The sequence below is a fragment of the Salmonella sp. K21076 genome (genome assembly GCF_039650795.1).
In the GTDB taxonomy this organism is placed as follows: Bacteria; Pseudomonadota; Gammaproteobacteria; order Enterobacterales; family Enterobacteriaceae; genus Salmonella; species Salmonella enterica.
The window spans coordinates 87,068-111,394 of the sequence record NZ_JBCLYA010000025.1 but is presented as its reverse complement, the minus strand read 5'-3'; the positions used below and the strand labels follow the sequence as shown (position 1 = coordinate 111,394).

At 54.0% G+C, this 24,327-nt stretch carries 18 protein-coding genes and 1 pseudogene; 18 read left to right on the top strand and 1 reads right to left on the bottom strand.

Features of this window, described 5'->3' with window-relative positions:
- Positions 1 to 130 precede the first annotated feature (130 nt).
- The 14 genes and pseudogenes from AAYN39_RS09700 to AAYN39_RS09635 all read left to right on the top strand — a co-directional run bounded on the left by AAYN39_RS09700 (position 131) and on the right by AAYN39_RS09635 (position 16,048).
- Positions 131 to 823 (top strand): DUF421 domain-containing protein, encoded by a 693-nt coding sequence (locus AAYN39_RS09700; protein WP_000642873.1) that lies wholly within the window; start codon positions 131 to 133, stop codon positions 821 to 823.
- A 185-nt stretch (positions 824 to 1,008) separates the two neighbouring features.
- Complete coding sequence (serC, locus tag AAYN39_RS09695; protein ID WP_000079590.1) at positions 1,009 to 2,097, top strand: 3-phosphoserine/phosphohydroxythreonine transaminase; 1,089 nt, start codon at positions 1,009 to 1,011, stop codon at positions 2,095 to 2,097.
- 70 nt (positions 2,098 to 2,167) lie between these two features.
- Positions 2,168 to 3,451 carry a 3-phosphoshikimate 1-carboxyvinyltransferase gene (gene aroA, locus AAYN39_RS09690; RefSeq protein ID WP_000445205.1) on the top strand — a complete coding sequence of 428 codons (1,284 nt, stop codon included), beginning with the start codon at positions 2,168 to 2,170 and terminating at the stop codon, positions 3,449 to 3,451.
- 142 nt (positions 3,452 to 3,593) lie between these two features.
- Positions 3,594 to 4,355 (top strand): M48 family metallopeptidase, encoded by a 762-nt coding sequence (locus tag AAYN39_RS09685; protein WP_000792300.1) that lies wholly within the window; start codon positions 3,594 to 3,596, stop codon positions 4,353 to 4,355.
- A gap of 172 nt (positions 4,356 to 4,527) precedes the next feature.
- Positions 4,528 to 5,211: a (d)CMP kinase gene (gene cmk, locus AAYN39_RS09680; RefSeq protein WP_000125007.1), complete on the top strand. Its 684-nt coding sequence runs from the start codon at positions 4,528 to 4,530 to the stop codon at positions 5,209 to 5,211.
- A 113-nt stretch (positions 5,212 to 5,324) separates the two neighbouring features.
- Positions 5,325 to 6,998 (top strand): 30S ribosomal protein S1, encoded by a 1,674-nt coding sequence (gene rpsA / locus AAYN39_RS09675; RefSeq protein WP_000140324.1) that lies wholly within the window; start codon positions 5,325 to 5,327, stop codon positions 6,996 to 6,998.
- Positions 6,999 to 7,153: 155 nt separating this feature from the next.
- Positions 7,154 to 7,438 (top strand): integration host factor subunit beta, encoded by a 285-nt coding sequence (ihfB, locus tag AAYN39_RS09670; protein WP_000167332.1) that lies wholly within the window; start codon positions 7,154 to 7,156, stop codon positions 7,436 to 7,438.
- Positions 7,439 to 7,667: 229 nt separating this feature from the next.
- Complete coding sequence (locus AAYN39_RS09665) at positions 7,668 to 9,932, top strand: ComEC family protein (RefSeq protein ID WP_000705794.1); 2,265 nt, start codon at positions 7,668 to 7,670, stop codon at positions 9,930 to 9,932.
- A 36-nt stretch (positions 9,933 to 9,968) separates the two neighbouring features.
- Positions 9,969 to 11,717, top strand: coding sequence for a lipid A ABC transporter ATP-binding protein/permease MsbA (gene msbA / locus AAYN39_RS09660; protein ID WP_000551246.1), 1,749 nt, complete (start codon positions 9,969 to 9,971; stop codon positions 11,715 to 11,717).
- Entirely contained in the window at positions 11,714 to 12,691 is a 978-nt protein-coding gene (lpxK, locus tag AAYN39_RS09655) for a tetraacyldisaccharide 4'-kinase (protein ID WP_000561698.1), read from the top strand. The genes msbA and lpxK overlap by 4 nt, the downstream gene beginning before the upstream one ends.
- Positions 12,692 to 12,734: 43 nt before the next feature.
- Positions 12,735 to 13,967 (top strand): annotated as a pseudogene (locus AAYN39_RS09650) (winged helix-turn-helix domain-containing protein).
- 51 nt (positions 13,968 to 14,018) lie between these two features.
- Entirely contained in the window at positions 14,019 to 14,201 is a 183-nt protein-coding gene (ycaR, locus tag AAYN39_RS09645; RefSeq protein ID WP_000350061.1) for a protein YcaR, read from the top strand.
- Positions 14,198 to 14,944: a 3-deoxy-manno-octulosonate cytidylyltransferase gene (gene kdsB, locus AAYN39_RS09640; protein WP_000011583.1), complete on the top strand. Its 747-nt coding sequence runs from the start codon at positions 14,198 to 14,200 to the stop codon at positions 14,942 to 14,944. Before ycaR ends, kdsB begins: the two co-directional genes overlap by 4 nt.
- 210 nt (positions 14,945 to 15,154) lie before the next feature.
- The gene (locus AAYN39_RS09635; RefSeq protein WP_000436890.1) at positions 15,155 to 16,048 is read left to right on the top strand and encodes a YcbJ family phosphotransferase; all 894 of its coding nucleotides are present in this window, start codon (positions 15,155 to 15,157) and stop codon (positions 16,046 to 16,048) included.
- Here AAYN39_RS09635 and elyC read toward each other — a convergent pair.
- Positions 16,028 to 16,804, bottom strand: a complete 777-nt coding sequence (gene elyC / locus AAYN39_RS09630; RefSeq protein WP_000899546.1) for an envelope biogenesis factor ElyC — start codon at positions 16,802 to 16,804, stop codon at positions 16,028 to 16,030. The genes AAYN39_RS09635 and elyC overlap by 21 nt on opposite strands.
- A gap of 135 nt (positions 16,805 to 16,939) precedes the next feature.
- On the opposite strand from elyC, the gene cmoM reads away from it, so the two are divergent.
- Genes cmoM through mukB form a run of 4 tightly spaced genes read left to right on the top strand, consistent with a single transcriptional unit; the run spans position 16,940 to position 24,209 of the window.
- Positions 16,940 to 17,743, top strand: a complete 804-nt coding sequence (cmoM, locus tag AAYN39_RS09625) for a tRNA uridine 5-oxyacetic acid(34) methyltransferase CmoM (protein ID WP_001154025.1) — start codon at positions 16,940 to 16,942, stop codon at positions 17,741 to 17,743.
- Entirely contained in the window at positions 17,736 to 19,058 is a 1,323-nt protein-coding gene (mukF, locus tag AAYN39_RS09620) for a chromosome partition protein MukF (RefSeq protein ID WP_001288827.1), read from the top strand. Before cmoM ends, mukF begins: the two co-directional genes overlap by 8 nt.
- Positions 19,039 to 19,743, top strand: a complete 705-nt coding sequence (gene mukE, locus AAYN39_RS09615) for a chromosome partition protein MukE (RefSeq protein WP_000060025.1) — start codon at positions 19,039 to 19,041, stop codon at positions 19,741 to 19,743. The genes mukF and mukE overlap by 20 nt, the downstream gene beginning before the upstream one ends.
- On the top strand, positions 19,743 to 24,209 hold the full coding sequence (gene mukB, locus AAYN39_RS09610; protein ID WP_000572729.1) for a chromosome partition protein MukB: 4,467 nt from the start codon (positions 19,743 to 19,745) through the stop codon (positions 24,207 to 24,209). Before mukE ends, mukB begins: the two co-directional genes overlap by 1 nt.
- The last annotated feature ends 118 nt before the right edge of the window (positions 24,210 to 24,327 follow it).

Here is a 24,327-nt window from a genome sequence, read left to right as displayed (position 1 = left end):
CACTTTTGTCGTACGGAAAGCGCGCAATGATACGGGTTTTATGTGACGGGCGCTATCTCGCCGGGACGTCGGCGGAAATAAAAGTATTGGCTATGCTTTTACACTGGAATTCACAGGAAGAGCATAAAAAATGAAAGCATTTGATTTGCAACGAATGGCGCTGGATAACGTGTCGGTAGCGTTTTTGGGGGAAGTGGCGCTACGTAGCTTTTACACCTTTGTTCTGGTGTTTCTTTTCTTAAAGGTGACAGGACGACGCGGCGTACGGCAAATGTCGCTTTTTGAAGTGCTGATCATTTTGACATTGGGATCGGCGGCAGGCGACGTCGCGTTTTATGATGACGTTCCGATGCTCCCTGTTCTGGTGGTATTCATCACCCTGGCGCTGCTCTATCGCCTAGTCATGTGGCTGATGGCGCATAGTGAAAAGTTGGAAGATCTGCTGGAAGGCAAGTCGGTGGTCATTGTTGAAGACGGCGAACTGGCGTGGGAAAAACTGCAGCGCTCGAACATGACGGAGTTTGAATTTTTTATGGAGCTTCGCTTGAATGGCGTTGAGCAACTGGGGCAGGTCAGACTGGCCATCCTGGAGACAAACGGACAAATCAGCGTCTATTTCTTTGAAAATAAAGACGTTAAGCCGGGGTTAAGCATTCTTCCTGAGCACTGTACGCCACGCTTTATCGTGGCGCCGGAGGCTGGCGACTATGCCTGCGTACGTTGCAGTGAAGTGATACGCATGAATGTCGGGGAGAAGCAATTATGTCCGCGCTGCGCAAATCCAGAATGGACGAAGGCAAGCCGGGCTAAACGCGTTGTTTAACAGCGAAAATATCGGATTTATACGGTTAATCCGGAAGATTCTGTTGTGTGACGCATGCCGCATTTTCTCCTCGCATTGTTTTACCCATTGCGGCGCGTGTCACTGAATGATAAAACCGATATTCACATGAATAACGTTTGCCTGATGTCTGTCAGGCAGGAAACAATGCAGCGTGGTGAGGGGAAATGGCTCAGGTCTTTAATTTTAGTTCAGGTCCGGCGATGCTACCGGCGGAAGTACTTAAACTGGCGCAACAGGAACTGCGTGACTGGCACGGTCTTGGTACGTCGGTAATGGAAATTAGCCATCGAGGCAAAGAGTTTATCCAGGTCGCTGAAGAGGCGGAGCAGGATTTTCGCGATCTCCTTAATATCCCCTCCAACTATAAAGTTTTATTTTGTCACGGCGGCGGTCGCGGGCAGTTTGCTGGCGTGCCGCTCAATCTGCTGGGCGATAAAACCACGGCGGATTATGTCGATGCCGGTTACTGGGCGGCGAGCGCCATCAAAGAAGCCAAAAAATACTGTGCGCCGCAGATTATCGACGCCAAAATCACCGTTGACGGCAAACGTGCCGTAAAACCGATGCGCGAGTGGCAGCTTTCCGATAACGCCGCTTATTTACACTATTGCCCGAATGAGACCATTGACGGCATCGCCATCGATGAAACGCCGGATTTTGGCCCGGAAGTGGTCGTCACGGCGGATTTTTCTTCTACCATCCTGTCTGCGCCGCTGGACGTCTCTCGCTATGGCGTAATTTATGCTGGCGCGCAGAAGAATATCGGTCCGGCAGGACTGACGCTGGTTATCGTCCGGGAGGATCTGTTAGGCAAGGCGCATGAGAGCTGCCCGTCCATCCTCGACTACACCGTCCTGAATGATAACGACTCGATGTTTAATACACCGCCGACTTTCGCCTGGTATCTTTCCGGTCTGGTGTTCAAATGGTTGAAAGCGCAGGGCGGCGTGGCGGCGATGCACAAAATCAATCAGCAAAAAGCGGAGTTGCTGTATGGTGTGATTGATAACAGCGATTTCTACCGTAACGATGTCGCACAGGCCAACCGTTCGCGGATGAATGTTCCGTTCCAGTTAGCGGACAATGCGCTGGACAAGGTCTTTCTGGAAGAGTCTTTCGCCGCTGGTCTGCACGCCTTAAAAGGGCACCGTGTTGTTGGCGGTATGCGCGCCTCTATCTATAACGCCATGCCGATTGAAGGGGTGAAAGCGCTGACCGATTTCATGATCGATTTTGAGCGCCGCCACGGCTAATACGTTTCTTTTTTCATCCCCACGGCCAGTCTGTGGGGTTTTTATTTCTGTTTTTTGAGAGTTGAGTTTCATGGAATCCCTGACGTTACAACCCATCGCGCGGGTCGATGGCGCCATTAATTTACCTGGCTCCAAAAGTGTTTCAAACCGTGCTTTGCTCCTGGCGGCTTTAGCTTGTGGTAAAACCGTTCTGACGAATCTGCTGGATAGCGATGACGTCCGCCATATGCTCAATGCCCTGAGCGCGTTGGGGATCAATTACACCCTTTCTGCCGATCGCACCCGCTGTGATATCACGGGTAATGGCGGCCCATTACGCGCGTCAGGCACTCTGGAACTGTTTCTCGGTAATGCCGGAACCGCGATGCGTCCGTTAGCGGCAGCGCTATGTCTGGGGCAAAATGAGATAGTGTTAACCGGCGAACCGCGTATGAAAGAGCGTCCGATAGGCCATCTGGTCGATTCGCTGCGTCAGGGTGGGGCGAATATTGATTACCTGGAGCAGGAAAACTATCCGCCCCTGCGTCTGCGCGGCGGTTTTATCGGCGGCGACATTGAGGTTGATGGTAGCGTTTCCAGCCAGTTCCTGACCGCTCTGCTGATGACGGCGCCGCTGGCGCCTGAAGACACAATTATTCGCGTTAAAGGCGAACTGGTATCAAAACCTTACATCGATATCACGCTAAATTTAATGAAAACCTTTGGCGTGGAGATAGCGAACCATCACTACCAACAATTTGTCGTGAAGGGCGGTCAACAGTATCACTCTCCAGGTCGCTATCTGGTCGAGGGCGATGCCTCGTCAGCGTCCTATTTTCTCGCCGCTGGGGCGATAAAAGGCGGCACGGTAAAAGTGACCGGGATTGGCCGCAAAAGTATGCAGGGCGATATTCGTTTTGCCGATGTGCTGGAGAAAATGGGCGCGACCATTACCTGGGGCGATGATTTTATTGCCTGCACGCGCGGCGAATTGCACGCCATAGATATGGATATGAACCATATTCCGGATGCGGCGATGACGATTGCCACCACGGCGTTGTTTGCGAAAGGAACCACGACGTTGCGCAATATTTATAACTGGCGAGTGAAAGAAACCGATCGCCTGTTCGCGATGGCGACCGAGCTACGTAAAGTGGGCGCTGAAGTCGAAGAAGGGCACGACTATATTCGTATCACGCCGCCGGCGAAGCTCCAACACGCGGATATTGGCACGTACAACGACCACCGTATGGCGATGTGTTTCTCACTGGTCGCACTGTCCGATACGCCAGTCACGATCCTGGACCCTAAATGTACCGCAAAAACGTTCCCTGATTATTTCGAACAACTGGCGCGGATGAGTACGCCTGCCTAATTCTTCTGTTGCGCCAGTCGACGGGCTGGCGCGTCGAGTCCGTATTCGCACTATTTTTATAATTATGACTAATGCTAATTTGTTGGTGATTTAACACATTGATTTATGTGTTTTTTATAATAGTTATCAACGGAAGATTAGTATGAAAAATAAATCATTACTACTGGCGGTGGCGATTTCCGCCACGCTACTGGCAGGATGTAAAAATGGCGTGAATGGCAATTTAATCGCCAGTTCCGGCATGTCAGCCTACAAAGCCGCCACACTGTCCGATGCGGATGTTAAAGCATTATCTAATAATGCCTGTAAACAAATGGACAGCGAGAATCAACTGGCAGGTTCGAAAAGCAAATACACCAAACGTCTGAGTAAAATCGCTAAAGCGCTGGGTAACAACATTGACGGTACGCCGGTTAGCTATAAAGTCTATATGACCAGCGATATCAACGCATGGGCGATGGCGAACGGTTGCGTTCGCGTATACTCCGGCCTGATGGATCTGATGACCGATAATGAAATTGAAGGCGTACTGGGCCATGAACTGGGCCATGTCTCTTTAGGGCACTCCCGCAAGGCAATGCAGACCGCCTATGCCACGCTGGCGGCTCGCGATGCGATTTCCGCCACCAGCGGCGTCGCAGCGCAGCTTTCCCAGTCTCAATTGGGCGATCTGGCGGAAGGCGTCATCAATTTGGCGTTTTCTCGCAGTCAGGAGTCGGATGCGGATGACTTCTCTTACAATCTGCTGAAAAAACGTGGGATTAACACCCAGGGCTTAGTCACGGCATTCGATAAATTCGCCATAATGGACGCAGGTCATGCAAAATCATTGATGGACTCCCACCCGGCCTCAGCCGATCGCGCGCAGCATATGCGCGACAGAATTGCCGAAGATAAAAAGTAAATCATTGTCATCTTTCGGGCTGGTTTCTCGCCAGCCCGCTATAATTGCGCAATTATTCCGCATCTGATTACAGACAAAACTGGTTTTTGCACGCAACGTTAACGGTCGCGAGCGTTGGCGCGTATAATGCGCGGCGTTTACGTTAACGGTACGCCTGTTTAAGGAGATAAAGATGACGGCAATTGCCCCGGTAATAACCATTGATGGCCCAAGCGGTGCAGGTAAAGGCACCTTGTGCAAAGCAATGGCGGAAGCATTGCAATGGCATCTGCTGGATTCCGGCGCGATATACCGCGTACTGGCGCTGGCGGCATTGCACCACCATGTCGATCTCGCCTCTGAAGATGCGCTGGTGCCGCTGGCGTCCCATCTGGACGTGCGTTTCGTCTCAACGGACGGCAACCTGGAAGTTATCCTGGAAGGCGAGGACGTTAGCGGCGAAATTCGTACGCAGGAAGTCGCGAACGCGGCATCCCAGGTGGCGGCATTCCCACGCGTGCGTGAAGCGCTTCTTCGCCGCCAACGCGCATTCCGCGAAGCGCCTGGTTTAATCGCCGATGGACGCGATATGGGGACCGTGGTCTTCCCGGATGCGCCGGTAAAAATTTTCCTTGACGCCTCCTCGGAGGAACGTGCGCATCGACGTATGCTACAGTTGCAGGAGAATGGCTTTAGTGTTAACTTTGAACGCCTTTTGGCCGAGATCAAGGAACGCGACGATCGCGATCGTAATCGCGCTGTAGCGCCGTTAGTTCCTGCTGCTGATGCATTAGTTTTGGATTCTACCCGATTAAGCATTGAGCAAGTGATTGAAAAAGCGTTACAATATGCGCGCCAAAAATTGGCTCTCGCTTAAATGCGACCGAATTTGTAGTACCCCCGTTGCAAAGGATTGACAGCGGGTATGTTAAACAACCCCATCCGGCACGGAGCCAGGTGGACGTTAAATATGAAACCTGAAGATTAAACATGACTGAATCTTTTGCTCAACTCTTTGAAGAATCCTTAAAAGAAATCGAAACCCGCCCGGGTTCCATCGTTCGTGGTGTTGTTGTTGCTATCGACAAAGACGTAGTACTGGTTGACGCCGGTCTGAAATCTGAGTCTGCCATTCCGGCTGAGCAGTTCAAAAACGCCCAGGGCGAACTGGAAATCCAGGTTGGTGACGAAGTTGACGTTGCTCTGGATGCAGTAGAAGACGGCTTCGGTGAAACTCTGCTCTCTCGTGAGAAAGCTAAACGTCACGAAGCATGGATCACGCTGGAAAAAGCTTACGAAGATGCTGAAACTGTTACCGGTGTTATCAACGGCAAAGTTAAGGGTGGCTTCACTGTTGAGCTGAACGGTATTCGCGCGTTCCTGCCAGGTTCTCTGGTAGACGTTCGTCCGGTGCGTGACACTCTGCACCTGGAAGGCAAAGAGCTTGAATTCAAAGTAATCAAGCTGGACCAGAAACGTAACAACGTTGTGGTTTCTCGTCGTGCCGTTATCGAATCCGAAAACAGCGCAGAACGCGATCAGCTGCTGGAAAACCTGCAGGAAGGCATGGAAGTTAAAGGTATCGTTAAGAACCTCACTGACTACGGTGCATTCGTTGATCTGGGCGGCGTTGACGGCCTGCTGCACATCACTGATATGGCCTGGAAACGCGTTAAGCATCCGAGCGAAATCGTGAACGTTGGCGACGAAATCAACGTGAAAGTGCTGAAATTCGACCGCGAGCGTACCCGTGTATCCCTGGGCCTGAAACAGCTGGGCGAAGATCCGTGGGTTGCTATCGCTAAACGTTATCCGGAAGGTACCAAACTGACCGGTCGCGTGACCAACCTGACCGACTACGGCTGCTTCGTTGAAATCGAAGAAGGCGTTGAAGGCCTGGTTCACGTTTCCGAAATGGACTGGACCAACAAAAACATCCACCCGTCCAAAGTGGTTAACGTTGGCGACGTAGTGGAAGTGATGGTTCTGGATATCGACGAAGAACGTCGTCGTATCTCCTTAGGGTTGAAGCAGTGCAAATCTAACCCGTGGCAGCAGTTCGCAGAAACCCACAACAAGGGCGACCGCGTTGAAGGTAAAATCAAGTCTATCACTGACTTCGGTATCTTCATCGGCCTGGACGGCGGCATCGACGGCCTGGTTCACCTGTCTGACATCTCCTGGAACGTTGCAGGCGAAGAAGCAGTTCGTGAATACAAAAAAGGCGACGAAATCGCTGCAGTTGTTCTGCAGGTTGACGCAGAACGTGAACGTATCTCCCTGGGCGTTAAACAGCTCGCAGAAGATCCGTTCAACAACTGGGTTGCTCTGAACAAGAAAGGCGCTATCGTAACCGGTAAAGTCACTGCAGTTGACGCTAAAGGCGCAACCGTAGAACTGGCTGACGGCGTTGAAGGTTACCTGCGTGCTTCTGAAGCATCCCGTGACCGCGTTGAAGATGCGACTCTGGTTCTGAGCGTTGGCGACGACGTTGAAGCTAAATTCACCGGCGTTGATCGTAAAAACCGCGCAATCAGCCTGTCTGTTCGTGCGAAAGACGAAGCTGACGAGAAAGATGCCATCGCAACTGTTAACAAGCAGGAAGATGCAAACTTCTCTAACAACGCAATGGCTGAAGCATTCAAAGCAGCTAAAGGCGAGTAATCCTCTGAAACTTCGGGCCTTTTAGTCCGAAGTATAACGAGATTACTTGACAGATTGCAGGTTTCGGCCTGTAATCAAGCACTAAGGGCGGCTACGGCCGCCCTTAATCAATCTCACGGCTGCAGCCAATTTGCCTTTAAGGAACCGGAGGAATCATGACCAAGTCAGAATTGATTGAAAGACTTGCAACCCAGCAATCTCACATTCCCGCTAAGGCGGTTGAAGACGCGGTAAAAGAGATGCTGGAGCATATGGCCTCGACTCTTGCGCAGGGCGAGCGTATTGAAATCCGCGGTTTCGGCAGTTTTTCTTTGCATTACCGCGCGCCTCGTACCGGACGTAACCCCAAGACCGGCGATAAAGTGGAACTGGAAGGAAAATACGTTCCTCACTTTAAACCGGGTAAAGAACTGCGCGATCGCGCCAATATTTACGGTTAAGTTTTAACGCAAAACTTGAACCCGAAAAAAGCACCGTCAGGGTGCTTTTTTCATTTATACGCCGTCAGGCGCAAACGCTATTCGACCGAAAACTGGAAAACGTTTCGCATTTTTTGCTGCGTCTTACATTTATCAGGTAAAAAACCTGGAATCCGCGCCGTATAGCACAAAATCCCCTCCAGACAATGGCGTCCTGAACCTGCACACTTTCCCGCACAGGGAGGTGTCTATGAAGATAACGACGGTCAGCGTATGCGTAGTATGCGGCATACTTCCGCTCATGATATTGCCAGTATTACCTGATACGTGGATTCTCGCGGTGCTGTTTTGTCTGGCATGTTTGCTTTGCCTCATACCCCATCACTATGCGCGCTACGCGGCATTAACCTTGCTCTTTTTCATGTGGGGGATTTTTGCCGCCAGGCAGGCCATCTGGGTGGGAAACGTCCTGCCCGCCGCGACGCAGGAGGCGACAGTCGTCATTACTGCCACCGATCATATGACCACTCATTATGGGCGAATTACCCATTTGCATGGAAAGCCACTCTTTCCTGCTGTAGGGATTGTCCTGCATGGCCAGTACTTACCCACGGAAGTGTGTGCCGGACAGCAGTGGGCGATGACGCTGAAGGTCAGAGCGGTACACGGACAGCTTAACGAAGGCGGTTTTGATAGCCAGCGTTACGCGCTGGCGCAGCACCAACCGTTGACCGGGCGTTTTCTACAGGCTAAAGCGATTAACCCTGAGTGTAGCTTGCGTGGGCGCTATCTTGCTTCGCTTCGCGCTACGCTTGCGCCTTATCCGTGGCAGCAGGTTATTCTGGCGTTGGGAATGGGGGAGCGGGGAGCGGTGTCGCAGGAGGTGAAGGCCGTTATGCGCGATACGGGGACTGCCCATTTGATGGCGATTTCCGGCCTGCATATCGCTTTTGCTGCGTTATTGGCTGCCGGATTAATCCGTGGCGGACAATTCTTTTTGCCGGTCAGATGGATTCGTTGGCAGACGCCATTGCTGGGCGGCATTCTTTGCGCGATATGTTATGCCTGGCTTACCGGCTTACAACCGCCTGCGCTGCGCACGGTGGCGGCACTGAGCGTCTGGGGAGGATTGAAATTAAGCGGACGACAGTGGAGCGGCTGGCAAGTCTGGTGCTGCTGTCTGGCCGCGATTATTTTCGCCGATCCTGTGGCGGTTATATCACAAAGTCTTTGGCTGTCAGCATTTGCGGTTGCCGGCCTGTTATTCTGGTATCAGTGGTTTCCTGCGCCAAACGGAAATTTTCCACGAGGCTTACGCTGGTTGCTTAACCTGCTTCACCTACAGGCAGGCATTACACTTCTGCTTTTGCCTCTCCAGGTGGCGCTTTTTCATGGCATAAGCGTTACCGCAATGCTGGCGAATCTTTTTGCCGTACCTTGGGTCACATTTGTGACGGTTCCACTCATCCTGGCGGGAATGATTCTGCATTTAACCGGGCCGTTTTTTCTTGAAGAGTGGGTATGGTACCTGACCGATCGCGCGTTAGCCGCGCTATTTTACCTGTTGAATGCTTTACCGCAGGGCTGGGTGAATATTGATAACCGTTGGCAGTGGCTGACGCTTTTACCCTGGCTAACGCTTATCGCGTGGCGATTAAACGTCTGGCGTACCTGGCCGGCGGTCTGTTTATGCGGGTTATTGTTGATGAGCTGGCCACTCTGGCGGCCGATAAACGCCAGCGGATGGCAGGTGCATATGCTGGATGTCGGTCAGGGGCTGGCGATAGCGATCGTCAGGGGCGATAAAGTAATACTCTACGATACCGGTCGGGCATGGCCGGAGGGCGACAGCGGGCAACAGGTTATTATTCCCTGGTTGCGCTGGCATAATCTGACGCCGGAGGGCGTTATTTTGAGTCATGAGCATCTGGATCATCGGGGCGGGCTGCGTTCGCTACAGCAGGTCTGGCCGTCAATGTGGATTCGCAGCCCGTTAGGCTGGCAGGGACATTTGCCCTGTTTTCGCGGCGAGCAGTGGCAATGGCAGGGGCTAACGTTTCAGGCGCACTGGCCGTTACGCGAAAGTGCCGATCGAGGAAATAACCGTTCTTGTGTGGTCAAAGTGGATGACGGTGTACATAGCATCCTGCTCACGGGCGATATCGAAGCGGGCGCTGAACAAAAAATGCTAAGTCGTTACTGGCGACATCTTGCGGCGACGTTTATCCAGGTGCCGCATCATGGTAGTAATACGTCGTCGTCGTTACCATTTATTCAGCGCGTACATGGTGAAGCGGCGCTGGCGTCCGCATCGCGCTATAACGCATGGCGGCTGCCGTCCCGCAAGGTAAAACAGCGCTACCGACAGCAGGCGTATCAGTGGTTTGATACACCCCACCAGGGGCAAATTTCGCTGCTGTTTTCTCCGCAGGGCTGGCGCATACAAGGCTTACGGGATCAAATTTTACCTCGCTGGTATCATCAGTGGTTTGGCGTGTCCGAGGATAACGGGTAGAATATGCGGCTATTTCAACAAATGCTGGTTTTTTGAATGCATAACGATAAAGATCTCTCTACGTGGCAGACCTTCCGCCGACTGTGGCCAACCATAGCGCCTTTTAAAGCAGGTCTGATCGTGGCGGGCATAGCGTTAATTCTCAACGCAGCCAGCGATACCTTCATGCTATCGCTCCTCAAGCCATTACTGGATGATGGTTTCGGTAAAACGGATCGCTCAGTGTTGCTGTGGATGCCGCTGGTGGTTATTGGGCTGATGATATTACGAGGCATCACTAGCTATATCTCCAGCTACTGTATTTCATGGGTGTCAGGCAAGGTGGTAATGACCATGCGCCGTCGCCTGTTTGGCCATATGATGGGAATGCCCGTCGCCTTCTTTGATAAACAGTCTACCGGTACGCTGCTGTCGCGTATTACATACGATTCAGAACAGGTTGCCTCTTCTTCATCTGGCGCGCTGATTACCGTGGTGCGTGAAGGGGCATCGATCATCGGATTGTTTATTATGATGTTCTATTACAGCTGGCAGCTGTCGATCATCCTGGTTGTTTTAGCGCCGATTGTGTCGATTGCGATTCGCGTTGTCTCAAAGCGGTTCCGCAGCATCAGTAAAAATATGCAGAACACGATGGGACAAGTGACTACCAGCGCTGAACAAATGCTGAAAGGACACAAAGAGGTACTGATTTTCGGCGGTCAGGAAGTCGAAACTAAACGCTTTGATAAAGTCAGCAATAAGATGCGACTGCAAGGCATGAAAATGGTCTCTGCCTCGTCAATTTCCGATCCTATCATTCAGCTCATTGCCTCGCTGGCGCTGGCGTTTGTTCTCTATGCTGCGAGCTTCCCAAGCGTAATGGATAGCCTGACGGCAGGGACCATCACGGTGGTGTTCTCCTCCATGATCGCGCTGATGCGTCCATTAAAATCGCTGACAAACGTTAACGCGCAGTTCCAGCGTGGGATGGCGGCTTGTCAGACGTTGTTTGCGATTCTGGACAGCGAACAGGAGAAAGATGAAGGTAAACGTGTCATTGACCGCGCGACCGGCGATCTCGAATTCCGCAATGTGACGTTTACTTACCCGGGCCGTGAAGTGCCGGCATTGCGTAACATCAATTTGAAAATTCCTGCCGGGAAAACCGTGGCGCTGGTGGGGCGTTCCGGATCGGGTAAATCAACTATCGCCAGTCTGATCACCCGTTTCTACGATATTGATGAAGGACACATCCTGATGGATGGTCACGATCTACGCGAATACACTCTGGCCTCTCTACGTAATCAGGTGGCGCTGGTTTCGCAAAACGTGCATCTGTTTAACGACACGGTCGCCAATAACATTGCTTATGCCCGGACGGAAGAATACAGCCGCGAGCAGATTGAAGAGGCGGCGCGCATGGCCTATGCCATGGACTTTATCAACAAGATGGATAATGGTCTGGATACCATTATCGGCGAAAACGGCGTACTGCTTTCCGGCGGTCAGCGCCAGCGTATCGCGATTGCCCGCGCCTTACTGCGCGACAGCCCGATTCTGATCCTTGATGAAGCTACGTCCGCGCTGGATACCGAGTCCGAACGTGCGATTCAGGCCGCGTTGGATGAGCTGCAAAAAAACCGTACCTCTCTGGTGATTGCGCACCGTCTCTCCACCATCGAACAGGCGGATGAGATCGTTGTAGTCGAAGACGGTATTATCGTTGAGCGCGGCACTCATAGCGAGCTGCTGGCGCAACACGGCGTTTACGCCCAGCTGCATAAGATGCAATTTGGCCAATGATTGCGCGTATCTGGTCGGGTGAATCCCCGCTATGGCGGTTACTGCTGCCGCTCTCCTGGCTGTATGGCCTGGTGAGCGGGGCGATTCGTCTGAGCTATAAGCTTGGTTTGAAACGCGCCTGGCGAGCGCCGGTACCGGTGGTTGTGGTAGGGAATCTTACGGCTGGCGGTAACGGTAAAACACCCGTAGTCATTTGGCTGGTGGAAAAGCTGCAACAGCGTGGCGTGCGCGTGGGGGTCGTTTCCCGCGGCTACGGCGGGAAAGCTGCCGCTTATCCGCTGCTCCTGACGCCTGAGACGACAACCGCAGAAGCGGGAGATGAACCGGTATTGATTTATCAGCGGACCGGCGCGCCTGTCGCGGTGGCGCCTGAACGCGCCGCGGCGGTGAAAGCGATTCTGGCGGCGCATAATGTGCAGATTATTATCACCGACGATGGGTTGCAGCATTACCGACTAGCGCGAGATATTGAAATTGTGGTGATTGACGGGGTGCGCCGTTTTGGCAACGGCTGGTGGCTTCCTGCCGGCCCTATGCGCGAACGCGCCAGTCGCCTGAAAACCGTGGACGCCGCTATCGTGAATGGCGGCGTCGCCCGGGCGGGCGAAATCCCCATGCAGCTAGCGCCTGGACTGGCGGTGAACTTACGTACGGGAGCGCGTTGCGATGTGGCGCAACTGAGCAATATTGTGGCGATGGCGGGCATCGGTCATCCGCCGCGCTTTTTCGCCACGCTGGAAGCCTGTGGCGCGCATCCGCAAAAGTGCGTCCCGCTGGCCGATCATCAAACGCTCGCCCCTGCTGACGTTCAGGCGTTGGTCGGTGAAGGGCAGACCCTGGTAATGACGGAAAAAGACGCGGTGAAATGCCGTGCTTTCGCCGAAGATAACTGGTGGTTCTTACCGGTTGATGCGCGTTTGTCCGGCGAGCAGCCTGATAAGTTGCTTGAACATATCACCTCGCTGGTTCGCTAGCGTACCCCAATGCAGCGGCAGTGATGAATTTATGGAGTCATGAATGTCATTGCCGTACCTTTCTCTTTCCCAGGCCCGTTGTCTTCACCTTGCTGCGCAGGGGCTATTGAAAAAGCCGCGCCGTAACGCGATGCCTGGCGATGTTCTTGCCGCCATCTCACGCATGGCGTTGCTGCAAATTGATACCATCAATGTTGTCGCACGTAGCCCCTATCTGGTGCTGTTTAGCCGTCTCGGTTCGTACCCGCAGGCCTGGCTGGATGAGGCGCTGCGACGCGGCGAGTTAATAGAATACTGGGCGCATGAGGCCTGTTTCTTACCACGCCGCGACTTTAAACTTATCCGCCATCGTATGCTGTCGCCGGAAAAAATGGGCTGGAAATATCGCGCGGCATGGATGCATGAGCACGCGGAAGAAATAGAACAGCTGGTGCGGCATATTCAGGAGCATGGTCCGGTGCGTTCTGCCGATTTTGAACATGCGCAGAAAGGCGTCAGCGGCTGGTGGGAATGGAAACCACATAAACGCCACCTTGAGGGTTTATTTACCGCCGGAAAAGTCATGGTTGTTGAGCGGCGTAATTTTCAACGTGTATATGATTTAACGCCCCGTGTGATGCCGCACTGGGATGATGAACGCGATGGACTGTCACAGCCGCAGGCGGAAAGCCTGATGCTGGATAATAGCGCGCGCAGTCTGGGGATTTTCCGTGAACAGTGGCTGGCGGATTACTACCGCCTGAAACGTCCTGACCTGAAAGGATAGCGGGAGAGCCGGGCGGAACAGCAGCAGATTATTCCGGTCGAGGTGGAAACGTTGGGGCGGATGTGGCTTCATGCCGATCTTCTTTCGCAGCTTGAACCGGCGCTAAATAACGCCTTAAAGGCGACCCATAGCGCAGTACTGTCGCCTTTCGATCCTGTGGTATGGGATCGTAAGCGGGCAGCGCAGCTCTTCGCATTCGACTACCGGCTGGAATGTTATACGCCCGCGGCGAAGCGCCAGTACGGTTATTTTGTGCTGCCGCTATTATACCAGGGCCGTTTAGTCGGGCGAATGGACGCCAAAATGCACCGTAAAACGGGGGTGCTTGAGGTTATCTCGCTGTATCTGGAGGACGATATTCGCCCTGGCGTTAGTCTGCAAAAAGGAATCTGGCAGGCCATTAGCGCGTTTGCTGCCTGGCAACGAGCATCGCGCGTGACGCTGGGACAATGTCCGCCAGGCCTGTTTAGCGCCATGCGTCATGGCTGGGAAATAGACCCTGCACCATAACCGATTATGTTAATATTGAAGGATTCACAATCCGGTCCATCTGGAGGAACTATGGATCATCGTCTGCTTGAAATCATCGCCTGCCCGGTATGTAACGGCAAACTCTGGTATAACCAGGAACAGCAAGAATTAATTTGCAAACTGGATAATCTCGCTTTCCCGTTACGCGACGGCATTCCTGTATTGCTGGAAAATGAAGCTCGCGCCCTGACATCTGATGAGAGTAAATCATGAGTTTCGTCGTCATCATTCCGGCCCGTTTTTCATCTACCCGACTGCCAGGCAAACCATTAGTGGATATTAATGGTAAACCCATGATTGTTCATGTCCTGGAGCGGGCGCGCGAATCTGGCGCGGAACGCATTATTGTCGCGACCGATCATGAAGACGTGGCTCGTGCGGTAGAAGCGGCTGGCGGCGAAGTGTGCATGACGCGCGCCGATCACCAGTCCGGCACCGAACGGTTGGCGGAAGTGGTAGAGAAGTGCGGATTCACCGACGATACCGTTATTGTGAACGTTCAGGGCGATGAGCCGATGATCCCGGCGGTTATTATTCGCCAGGTCGCGGAAAATCTGGCGCAGCGCCAGGTTGGCATGGCGACGCTGGCGGTGCCGATTCACAGCGCCGAAGAAGCGTTTAACCCGAATGCGGTAAAAGTCGTGCTGGATGCTGAAGGCTATGCGCTTTACTTTTCCCGGGCGACGATTCCCTGGGATCGCGATCGCTTTGCAAAAAGTCTGGAAACGGTAGGGGATACTTGCCTTCGTCACCTGGGCATTTATGGCTATCGCGCGGGATTTATCCGCCGTTACGTGAGCTGGCAACCCAGCCCGCTGGAACATATTGAAATGCTGGAGCAACTCCGTGTGCTGTGGTACGGCGAAAAAATTCATGTCGCTGTCGCCAAAGCGGTGCCCGGCACGGGCGTAGACACCGCCGACGACCTGGAGCGCGTGCGCGCTGAAATGCGTTAACATGATCCTGTTCATGATCGTCTTAGACGGTCATGAACAGCGCGGTATGATAGCGCAAAGATGAATACTCACGTCTGCTCATCAGTGGCGGCTTTCTCGTACCGTTACGATTTTCCTCATTTTTCTTTTCTTCCCTTGATCTGATACGGGTGACATCTGTCCATACGACGCTCATTATTAAAGCAGTAGCACTAATGGGGGTAATCTGGAATGGAACAGTTGCGGGCCGAACTCAGTCATTTGTTGGGTGAAAAACTTAGCCGTATAGAGTGCGTGAATGAGAAAGCGGATTCCGCATTGTGGTCATTATATGACAGCCAGGGAAATCCGATGCCGCTGATGGCGCGAAGTTTTACCACTCCTGGCGTTGCGCAGCAACTGGCATGGAAAACCTCAATGCTGGCGCGTAGCGGTACGGTGAGGATGCCGGTAATCTATGGCGTATTGACGCATGAAGAGCATCCTGGTCTGGATGTGCTGCTACTGGAACGACTGCGCGGTGTGCCGGTCGAGGCGCCGGCGCGCACTCCGGAACGCTGGGAACAGCTAAAAGATCAGATTGTCGAAGGATTGTTAGCCTGGCATCGGCAGGATAGCCGCGGTTGCGTGGGCGCCGTAGACCATACTCAGGAGAATATCTGGCCTTCCTGGTATCGTCAGCGTGTGGAGGTGCTGTGGACGACGCTAAATCAGTTCAGCAATACCGGCCTGACGATGCAGGACAAACGCATTCTGTTTCGTACCAGAGAATATCTTCCTTCGTTATTTGAAGGGTTTAACGACAACTGCGTACTGGTGCATGGCAACTTCTGCTTGCGCAGTATGCTTAAAGACGCCCGTAGCGATCAGCTTCTGGCGATGGTCGGCCCCGGGCTGATGCTGTGGGCGCCGAGAGAATTCGAACTGTTTCGCCTGATGGATAATCCATTGGCGGAGGGATTGCTTTGGCATTATCTGCAACGCGCGCCAGTGGCGGAGTCATTCATCTGGCGGCGTTGGCTCTATGTGCTGTGGGACGAGGTTGCGCAATTGGTCAATACCGGACGTTTTAACCGTACCAATTTTGATCTGGCGGCGAAATCATTACTCCCCTGGCTTGCCTGATATGCCTTTCAGCCATTGCCAAAGTCGCCCTAATGTTTCATACCCAGCGCGATCGCTGTGCATCAGCCAGACCGGGGACGGAATTGCCCGCTCCCAGGGATTGAGCGGCGAATCGATCGCCAACTGATTCGCCGGCGCGGGAAGCGGATTCAGCCCGGCATGCTGAAAGAAAATCATCGCACGCGGCAAATGCGAGGCGGAGGTTACCAGCAGGAAAGGGGCGTCGCCGATGGCCTGCTTAACGGCGGCGGCTTCTTCTTCCGTATCTTTTGGCTTATCCAGCGTAATAATATCGCTACGCGGTACGCCCAGCGACTGCGCCACCCGCGCGCCGACTTCCGCCGTGCTTACCGTATTGGTTTTTGCTACGCCGCCGGTAAAAATCAGCCTGGCTCCCGGATTCGCGCGCCACAGCCGAATGCCTTCCGCCAGCCGCGGCAAGCTGTTGTTAATTAAATTAGAGCTCGGCGCCCACTGCGGGTTCCAGGTATAGCCGCCGCCGAGAACCACAATATATTCCACCTTTTGCGGACCCTGCCAGGTAGGGTAGCGGTTTTCTATCGGACGCAGCAAATGGTCAGAGACGGGTTGCAGGCTTAATAGCAATAGCGCCAGCCAACCTACGCTGATAAATACTTTTCCGGTCTTCTGAAAGCGGCTAAACCAGAGCAGCGCCAGGCCGATGCCAATGATCAGCAACATCAGCGGAAGCGGCAATAACATGCCGCCAATCACTTTCTTTAGCGTAAAAAGCATCCTTTTTGGTTCCTTTTTTAACCATATAGCGGAGGATTAACGGTGATATTACACCAGACAGGTTCATTCTCGCCGCGGCTGTGACAAAATAGCGGTTTTATCAGATAACGCCTGAGCCAGCCTGTGGAGAGTCCGATGCAGGATCGCAATTTTGATGACATTGCTGAAAAGTTTTCCCGTAACATTTACGGCACGACCAAAGGGCAACTGCGGCAAGCCATTCTGTGGCAAGACCTGGATCGCGTGCTGGAGGAGATTGGCGGGCGGAAACTGCGGGTGCTGGATGCCGGCGGCGGCGAAGGGCAAACGGCGATTAAGATGGCGGAACGCGGCCATCAGGTGACGTTATGCGATCTGTCTGGCGAAATGATCGCCCGCGCGCGGCAGGCGGCCGAGGCAAAAGGTGTGAGCAAAGACATGCATTTTATACAATGCCCGGCTCAGGACGTCGCTTCGCATTTGGAAAGCCCGGTTGATCTGATATTGTTTCATGCTGTGCTGGAGTGGGTAGCCGATCCTGTCGGCGTATTAGAAACGCTCTGGTCAGTATTGCGCCCTGGCGGCGCGCTGTCGTTGATGTTCTATAACGCTAACGGTTTGCTGATGCACAATATGGTGGCGGGTAATTTTGACTACGTGCAGGCGGGGATGCCTAAACGCAAGAAGCGCACGCTGTCGCCTGACTACCCGCGCGACCCCGCGCAGGTGTACCAGTGGCTGGAGGCGATTGGCTGGCAGATTACCGGTAAAACCGGCGTGCGTGTGTTTCATGATTATCTGCGTGAAAAACACCAGCAGCGTGACTGTTATGAGACCCTGGTCGAACTGGAAACGCGTTATTGCCGCCAGGAGCCGTATATTAGCCTTGGGCGCTACATTCATGTCACCGCGATTAAAAGCCCGGCGCTAGCCGCAGATGCAAGGATAACCTATGAGTGAATTTTCCCAGACAGTCCCCGAACTGGTTGCCTGGGCCAGAAAAAACGACTTTTCCATCTCGCTGCCGGTAGACAGACTTTCCTTTCTGCTGGCGGTCGCCACGTTGAACGGCGAACGCCTTGACGGCGAGATGAGTGAAGGCGAGCTGGTGGATGCATTCCGCCATGTGAGTGATGCGTTTGAGCAAACCAGCGAAACCATCGGCGTGCGCGCGAACAACGCGATTAACGATATGGTGCGTCAACGTCTGCTGAACCGCTTTACCAGCGAGCAGGCGGAAGGCAATGCGATTTACCGATTAACCCCGCTCGGGATTGGCATCACCGATTACTACATTCGTCAACGCGAATTCTCTACGCTGCGTCTTTCTATGCAGTTGTCGATTGTGGCCGGCGAATTGAAGCGCGCGGCGGATGCGGCAGCGGAGGGGGGCGATGAGTTCCACTGGCATCGCAATGTTTACGCGCCATTGAAATATTCGGTGGCGGAGATTTTCGACAGTATCGATCTCACCCAGCGCATTATGGATGAACAGCAGCAGCAGGTGAAAGACGATATCGCACAACTGCTGAATAAAGACTGGCGGGCGGCGATTTCCAGCTGTGAGCTGCTGCTTTCCGAAACGTCCGGTACGCTGCGCGAGTTGCAGGATACGCTGGAGGCGGCGGGCGATAAGCTGCAGGCTAACCTGCTGCGCATTCAGGATGCCACGATGACGCACGACGATCTGCATTTTGTCGACAGGCTGGTGTTTGACTTACAAAGTAAACTCGACCGCATTATCAGTTGGGGTCAGCAGTCTATTGATTTATGGATCGGCTACGATCGTCACGTGCATAAATTTATCCGTACCGCGATCGATATGGATAAAAACCGTATCTTCGCCCAGCGGTTGCGCCAGTCCGTGCAGACTTATTTTGACGATCCGTGGGCGCTAACCTACGCGAATGCCGATCGTCTGCTGGATATGCGCGATGAAGAGATGGCGTTGCGTGACGATGAAGTCACCGGGGAGTTGCCGCCGGATCTGGAATATGAAGAGTTTAACGAGATCCGCGAGCAGTTAGCGGCCATCATTGAAGAACAGCTGGCTATCTACAAAACCAGACAAACGCCACTGGATCTTGGGCTGGTGGTGCGCGAGTATCTGGCGCAATACCCGCGCGCGCGTCATTTCGACGTGGCGCGTATTGTTATCGATCAAGCGGTACGTCTTGGCGTAGCGCAAGCAGATTTCACCGGACTGCCAGCCAAATGGCAGCCGATTAATGATTACGGAGCCAAGGTACAGGCGCATGTCATTGACAAATATTGAACAAGTGATGCCGGTTAAGCTGGCGCAGGCGCTGGCGAATCCGTTATTTCCGGCGCTGGATAGCGCATTACGTTCGGGCCGCCACATCGGGCTGGACGAACTGGATAATCATGCCTTTCTGATGGATTTTCAGGAATACCTGGAAGAGTTTTACGCGCGTTATAACGTGGAGTTGATTCGTGCGCCGGAGGGGTTCTTTTACCTGCGTCCGCGTTCTACCACGCTTATCCCGCGCTCGGTGTTATCCGAACTGGATATGATGGTCGGTAAAATTCTCTGCTACCTCTATCTTAGCCCGGAGCGTCTGGCCAACGAAGGGATCTTTACTCAGCAGGAGTTGTACGACGAGCTGCTTACCCTTGCGGACGAAGCCAAACTGCTAAAGCTGGTGAATAACCGTTCGACGGGATCTGACGTTGATCGTCAGAAACTGCAGGAAAAGGTGCGTTCTTCTTTAAACCGCCTGCGTCGTTTGGGCATGGTATGGTTTATGGGCCACGACAGCAGCAAATTCCGCATTACCGAATCGGTCTTCCGCTTTGGCGCGGATGTCCGCGCCGGCGACGATCCTCGCGAGGCGCAGCGTCGTCTCATCCGCGACGGGGAAGCGATGCCCATTGAAAACCATCTGCAACTTAATGATGAGACCGAAGAGAGTCAGCCGGACAGTGGAGAGGAAGAATAATGATTGAACGCGGTAAATTTCGCTCGCTAACGCTGATTAACTGGAACGGTTTTTTTGCCCGCACTTTTGACCTGGATGAACTGGTCACGACGTTATCCGGGGGCAACGGCGCCGGGAAATCCACGACGATGGCGGCGTTCGTCACGGCGCTGATCCCGGATCTCACATTACTGCACTTTCGTAACACCACGGAAGCCGGCGCCACCAGCGGTTCGCGCGATAAAGGTCTGCACGGTAAGCTGAAGGCGGGTGTCTGTTACTCCATGCTCGACACCATTAATTCCCGCCATCAGCGGGTGGTGGTCGGCGTGCGTCTGCAGCAGGTCGCTGGGCGCGATCGCAAAGTGGACATCAAACCGTTCGCTATTCAGGGGCTGCCGATGTCGGTACAGCCGACACAACTGGTGACGGAGACATTAAACGAACGTCAGGCGCGCGTACTGTCGCTTGCTGAGCTGAAAGACAAGCTTGACGAGATGGAAGGCGTGCAGTTTAAGCAGTTTAACTCCATCACCGATTATCATTCGCTGATGTTTGACTTAGGGATTATCGCCCGTCGTCTGCGTTCCGCTTCCGATCGTAGTAAATTCTATCGTTTGATAGAGGCCTCGCTGTACGGCGGGATCTCCAGCGCCATTACCCGATCGCTACGCGATTATTTATTGCCGGAAAACAGCGGCGTGCGCAAGGCGTTCCAGGATATGGAAGCGGCGCTGCGCGAGAACCGACTCACGCTGGAAGCGATTCGTGTTACCCAATCCGATCGCGATCTGTTTAAGCATTTGATCAGCGAAGCCACCGATTATGTGGCGGCGGATTATATGCGCCACGCCAATGAGCGTCGGGTTCACCTTGATCAGGCGTTGGCGTTTCGACGCGAACTGTACACATCGCGCAAACAACTGGCGGCGGAGCAGTACAAGCACGTCGATATGGCCCGTGAGTTGGGCGAACATAACGGCGCCGAAGGTTCTCTTGAAGCGGATTACCAGGCGGCGAGCGATCACCTGAATCTGGTGCAAACCGCGCTGCGCCAGCAGGAAAAAATTGAACGCTACGAAGCGGATCTTGAAGAGCTGCAGATTCGATTCGAAGAGCAAAATGAAGTGGTGGCGGAAGCCGCCGAAATGCAGGACGAAAATGAAGCGCGTGCCGAAGCCGCCGAGCTGGAAGTCGATGAACTCAAAAGCCAGCTTGCGGATTACCAGCAGGCGCTGGATGTACAGCAAACGCGCGCGATTCAGTATAACCAGGCGATATCAGCGCTTGCCCGCGCTAAAGAACTTTGCCATCTACCGGATCTAACGCCGGAAAGCGCCGCCGAATGGCTGGATACTTTCCAGGCAAAAGAGCAGGAAGCTACGGAAAAACTGCTGTCGTTGGAACAAAAAATGAGCGTGGCGCAAACCGCGCACAGCCAGTTTGAGCAGGCTTACCAGCTGGTGGCGGCGATCAACGGCCCGCTGGCGCGTAGCGAAGCCTGGGACGTGGCGCGCGAGCTGTTACGGGACGGCGTGAACCAGCGTCATCTGGCGGAACAGGTACAGCCGCTGCGGATGCGCCTGAGCGAACTGGAACAGCGGCTGCGCGAGCAGCAAGAGGCGGAACGTCTGCTGGCGGAGTTCTGTAAGCGACAGGGCAAAAATTTTGATATTGACGAACTGGAAGCGCTGCATCAGGAGCTGGAAGCCCGCATCGCGTCCTTGTCTGAGAGCGTGTCGTCAGCCAGCGAACAGCGTATGGCCTTGCGTCAGGAACAGGAACAGCTGCAATCCCGTATCCAGCATCTGATGCAACGCGCTCCTGTCTGGCTGGCGGCGCAGAATAGCCTGAACCAGCTTAGCGAACAGTGCGGCGAGGAGTTTACGTCCAGCCAGGAAGTGACCGAATACCTGCAACAGCTACTGGAGCGTGAGCGCGAAGCCATTGTCGAACGCGACGAAGTGGGCGCACGTAAAAATGCGGTTGATGAAGAGATCGAACGTTTAAGCCAGCCGGGCGGTGCGGAAGATCAGCGTTTGAATGCGCTGGCGGAGCGTTTTGGCGGGGTACTGCTGTCGGAAATCTACGACGATGTCAGTCTTGAAGATGCGCCGTACTTCTCCGCACTGTATGGCCCGTCGCGCCATGCGATCGTCGTACCGGATTTATCGCAAATAGCCGAACAGCTTGAAGGTCTGACCGACTGCCCGGAAGATCTGTACCTGATCGAAGGCGATCCGCAGTCTTTTGATGACAGCGTATTCAGCGTTGACGAGCTGGAAAAGGCGGTGGTCGTGAAAATTGCCGACCGTCAGTGGCGTTATTCGCGTTTCCCGTCGCTACCTATTTTTGGCCGCGCGGCGCGCGAGAACCGTATTGAGAGTCTCCATGCGGAACGGGAAGTGCTTTCCGAGCGCTTTGCCACGCTCTCGTTTGACGTGCAGAAAACCCAGCGTTTGCACCAGGCGTTCAGCCGTTTTATCGGTAGCCACCTTTCCGTTGCCTTTGAGGACGATCCGGAAGCGGAAATTCGCCGACTGAACGGGCGTCGCGTCGAGCTGGAGCGCGCGCTGGCGACGCATGAAAGCGACAACCAGCAGCAGCGCCTTCAGTTTGAGCAGGCCAAAGAGGGCGTTTCCGCGCTTAACCGTTTGCTGCCGCGGCTGAATTTATTGGCCGATGAAACGCTGGCCGATCGGGTCGATGAAATTCAGGAGCGGTTGGATGAGGCGCAGGAAGCGGCGCGATTTGTGCAGCAATATGGCAACCAGTTAGCCAAACTGGAGCCAATGGTTTCCGTTCTGCAAAGCGATCCGGAACAGTTTGAGCAATTAAAAGAAGACTATGCATGGTCGCAGCAAATGCAGCGCGACGCGCGCCAGCAGGCTTTTGCTCTGGCTGAAGTTGTCGAACGTCGGGCGCATTTCAGCTATTCCGACTCGGCGGAAATGCTGAGCGGCAACAGCGATCTCAACGAAAAGCTGCGCCAGCGGCTGGAGCAGGCGGAAGCCGAGCGTACCCGCGCCCGCGAAGCGCTGCGCAGCCATGCCGCGCAGTTAAGTCAGTACAGCCAGGTTCTGGCCTCGCTAAAAAGCTCTTACGACACGAAAAAAGAGCTGCTTAACGATTTGCAGCGCGAATTACAGGACATTGGCGTTCGCGCCGACAGCGGGGCGGAAGAGCGCGCCCGCCAGCGTCGGGATGAACTGCACGCTCAGTTGAGCAATAACCGTTCGCGTCGCAATCAGCTTGAGAAAGCGCTCACCTTCTGCGAAGCGGAGATGGAGAACCTGACCCGTAAGCTGCGCAAGCTGGAGCGCGATTATCATGAAATGCGCGAGCAGGTCGTGACCGCGAAAGCCGGCTGGTGCGCGGTCATGCGGATGGTGAAAGACAATGGCGTGGAACGCCGTCTGCACCGTCGTGAGCTGGCTTATCTGTCGGCGGATGAACTGCGCTCCATGTCGGATAAGGCGTTGGGCGCGCTGCGTCTGGCCGTCGCGGATAACGAACATCTGCGCGACGTATTGCGTCTGTCGGAAGATCCGAAACGCCCGGAACGTAAAATCCAGTTCTTTGTGGCCGTTTACCAGCATCTGCGCGAGCGTATTCGTCAGGATATTATTCGTACCGACGATCCGGTTGAAGCCATTGAACAAATGGAGATTGAGCTGAGCCGTCTGACGGAAGAGCTGACATCGCGTGAGCAAAAGCTGGCGATCAGTTCCCGCAGCGTGGCAAACATCATCCGCAAAACTATCCAGCGTGAGCAGAACCGTATCCGTATGCTGAACCAGGGTTTGCAAAGCGTCTCGTTTGGCCAGGTGAATAGCGTGCGGTTAAACGTCAACGTGCGTGAAACGCATGCCACCTTGCTGGATGTGCTTTCAGAACAGCAGGAGCAGCATCAGGATCTGTTTAACAGCAATCGTCTGACCTTCTCCGAAGCGCTGGCGAAACTGTACCAGCGCCTGAATCCGCAGATCGATATGGGTCAACGCACGCCGCAGACCATCGGCGAGGAGTTGCTGGACTACCGTAACTATCTGGAAATGGAAGTTGAAGTTAACCGTGGGTCTGACGGCTGGCTGCGTGCGGAATCCGGCGCGCTATCAACGGGTGAAGCTATCGGAACAGGGATGTCAATTCTGGTGATGGTGGTGCAAAGCTGGGAAGACGAAGCGCGCAGACTGCGCGGGAAAGATATTTCGCCATGTCGCCTGCTGTTCCTCGATGAAGCGGCGCGTCTGGATGCGCGCTCTATCGCCACGCTGTTTGAACTATGCGAACGTTTGCAGATGCAGCTCATCATCGCTGCGCCGGAAAACATCAGTCCGGAGAAGGGCACGACGTATAAACTGGTGCGTAAAGTGTTTCAGAATACTGAGCATGTTCATGTTGTCGGGCTGCGTGGCTTTGCGCCGCAGCTTCCGGAAACGCTTCCCGGTACGCAGGCGGAAGATACGCCTTCAGAAGCGAGTTAAACACGGCAGAAACGATGAAGTGCCTGATGGCGCCTCGCTTATCAGGCAAGGCCGGATAAGTCGGTTATGCCGGCATCCGGCATAACAAGTTCTGCTTTATCATTAGCCTGGGGCGGCG

Coding starts and splice junctions, on each gene's coding strand:
- AAYN39_RS09700 (WP_000642873.1), top strand. CDS start 131: ATGAAAGCATTTGATTTGCAACGAATGGCGCTGGATAACGTGTCGGTA.
- serC (WP_000079590.1), top strand. CDS start 1,009: ATGGCTCAGGTCTTTAATTTTAGTTCAGGTCCGGCGATGCTACCGGCG.
- aroA (WP_000445205.1), top strand. CDS start 2,168: ATGGAATCCCTGACGTTACAACCCATCGCGCGGGTCGATGGCGCCATT.
- AAYN39_RS09685 (WP_000792300.1), top strand. CDS start 3,594: ATGAAAAATAAATCATTACTACTGGCGGTGGCGATTTCCGCCACGCTA.
- cmk (WP_000125007.1), top strand. CDS start 4,528: ATGACGGCAATTGCCCCGGTAATAACCATTGATGGCCCAAGCGGTGCA.
- rpsA (WP_000140324.1), top strand. CDS start 5,325: ATGACTGAATCTTTTGCTCAACTCTTTGAAGAATCCTTAAAAGAAATC.
- ihfB (WP_000167332.1), top strand. CDS start 7,154: ATGACCAAGTCAGAATTGATTGAAAGACTTGCAACCCAGCAATCTCAC.
- AAYN39_RS09665 (WP_000705794.1), top strand. CDS start 7,668: ATGAAGATAACGACGGTCAGCGTATGCGTAGTATGCGGCATACTTCCG.
- msbA (WP_000551246.1), top strand. CDS start 9,969: ATGCATAACGATAAAGATCTCTCTACGTGGCAGACCTTCCGCCGACTG.
- lpxK (WP_000561698.1), top strand. CDS start 11,714: ATGATTGCGCGTATCTGGTCGGGTGAATCCCCGCTATGGCGGTTACTG.
- ycaR (WP_000350061.1), top strand. CDS start 14,019: ATGGATCATCGTCTGCTTGAAATCATCGCCTGCCCGGTATGTAACGGC.
- kdsB (WP_000011583.1), top strand. CDS start 14,198: ATGAGTTTCGTCGTCATCATTCCGGCCCGTTTTTCATCTACCCGACTG.
- AAYN39_RS09635 (WP_000436890.1), top strand. CDS start 15,155: ATGGAACAGTTGCGGGCCGAACTCAGTCATTTGTTGGGTGAAAAACTT.
- elyC (WP_000899546.1), bottom strand. CDS start 16,804: ATGCTTTTTACGCTAAAGAAAGTGATTGGCGGCATGTTATTGCCGCTT.
- cmoM (WP_001154025.1), top strand. CDS start 16,940: ATGCAGGATCGCAATTTTGATGACATTGCTGAAAAGTTTTCCCGTAAC.
- mukF (WP_001288827.1), top strand. CDS start 17,736: ATGAGTGAATTTTCCCAGACAGTCCCCGAACTGGTTGCCTGGGCCAGA.
- mukE (WP_000060025.1), top strand. CDS start 19,039: ATGTCATTGACAAATATTGAACAAGTGATGCCGGTTAAGCTGGCGCAG.
- mukB (WP_000572729.1), top strand. CDS start 19,743: ATGATTGAACGCGGTAAATTTCGCTCGCTAACGCTGATTAACTGGAAC.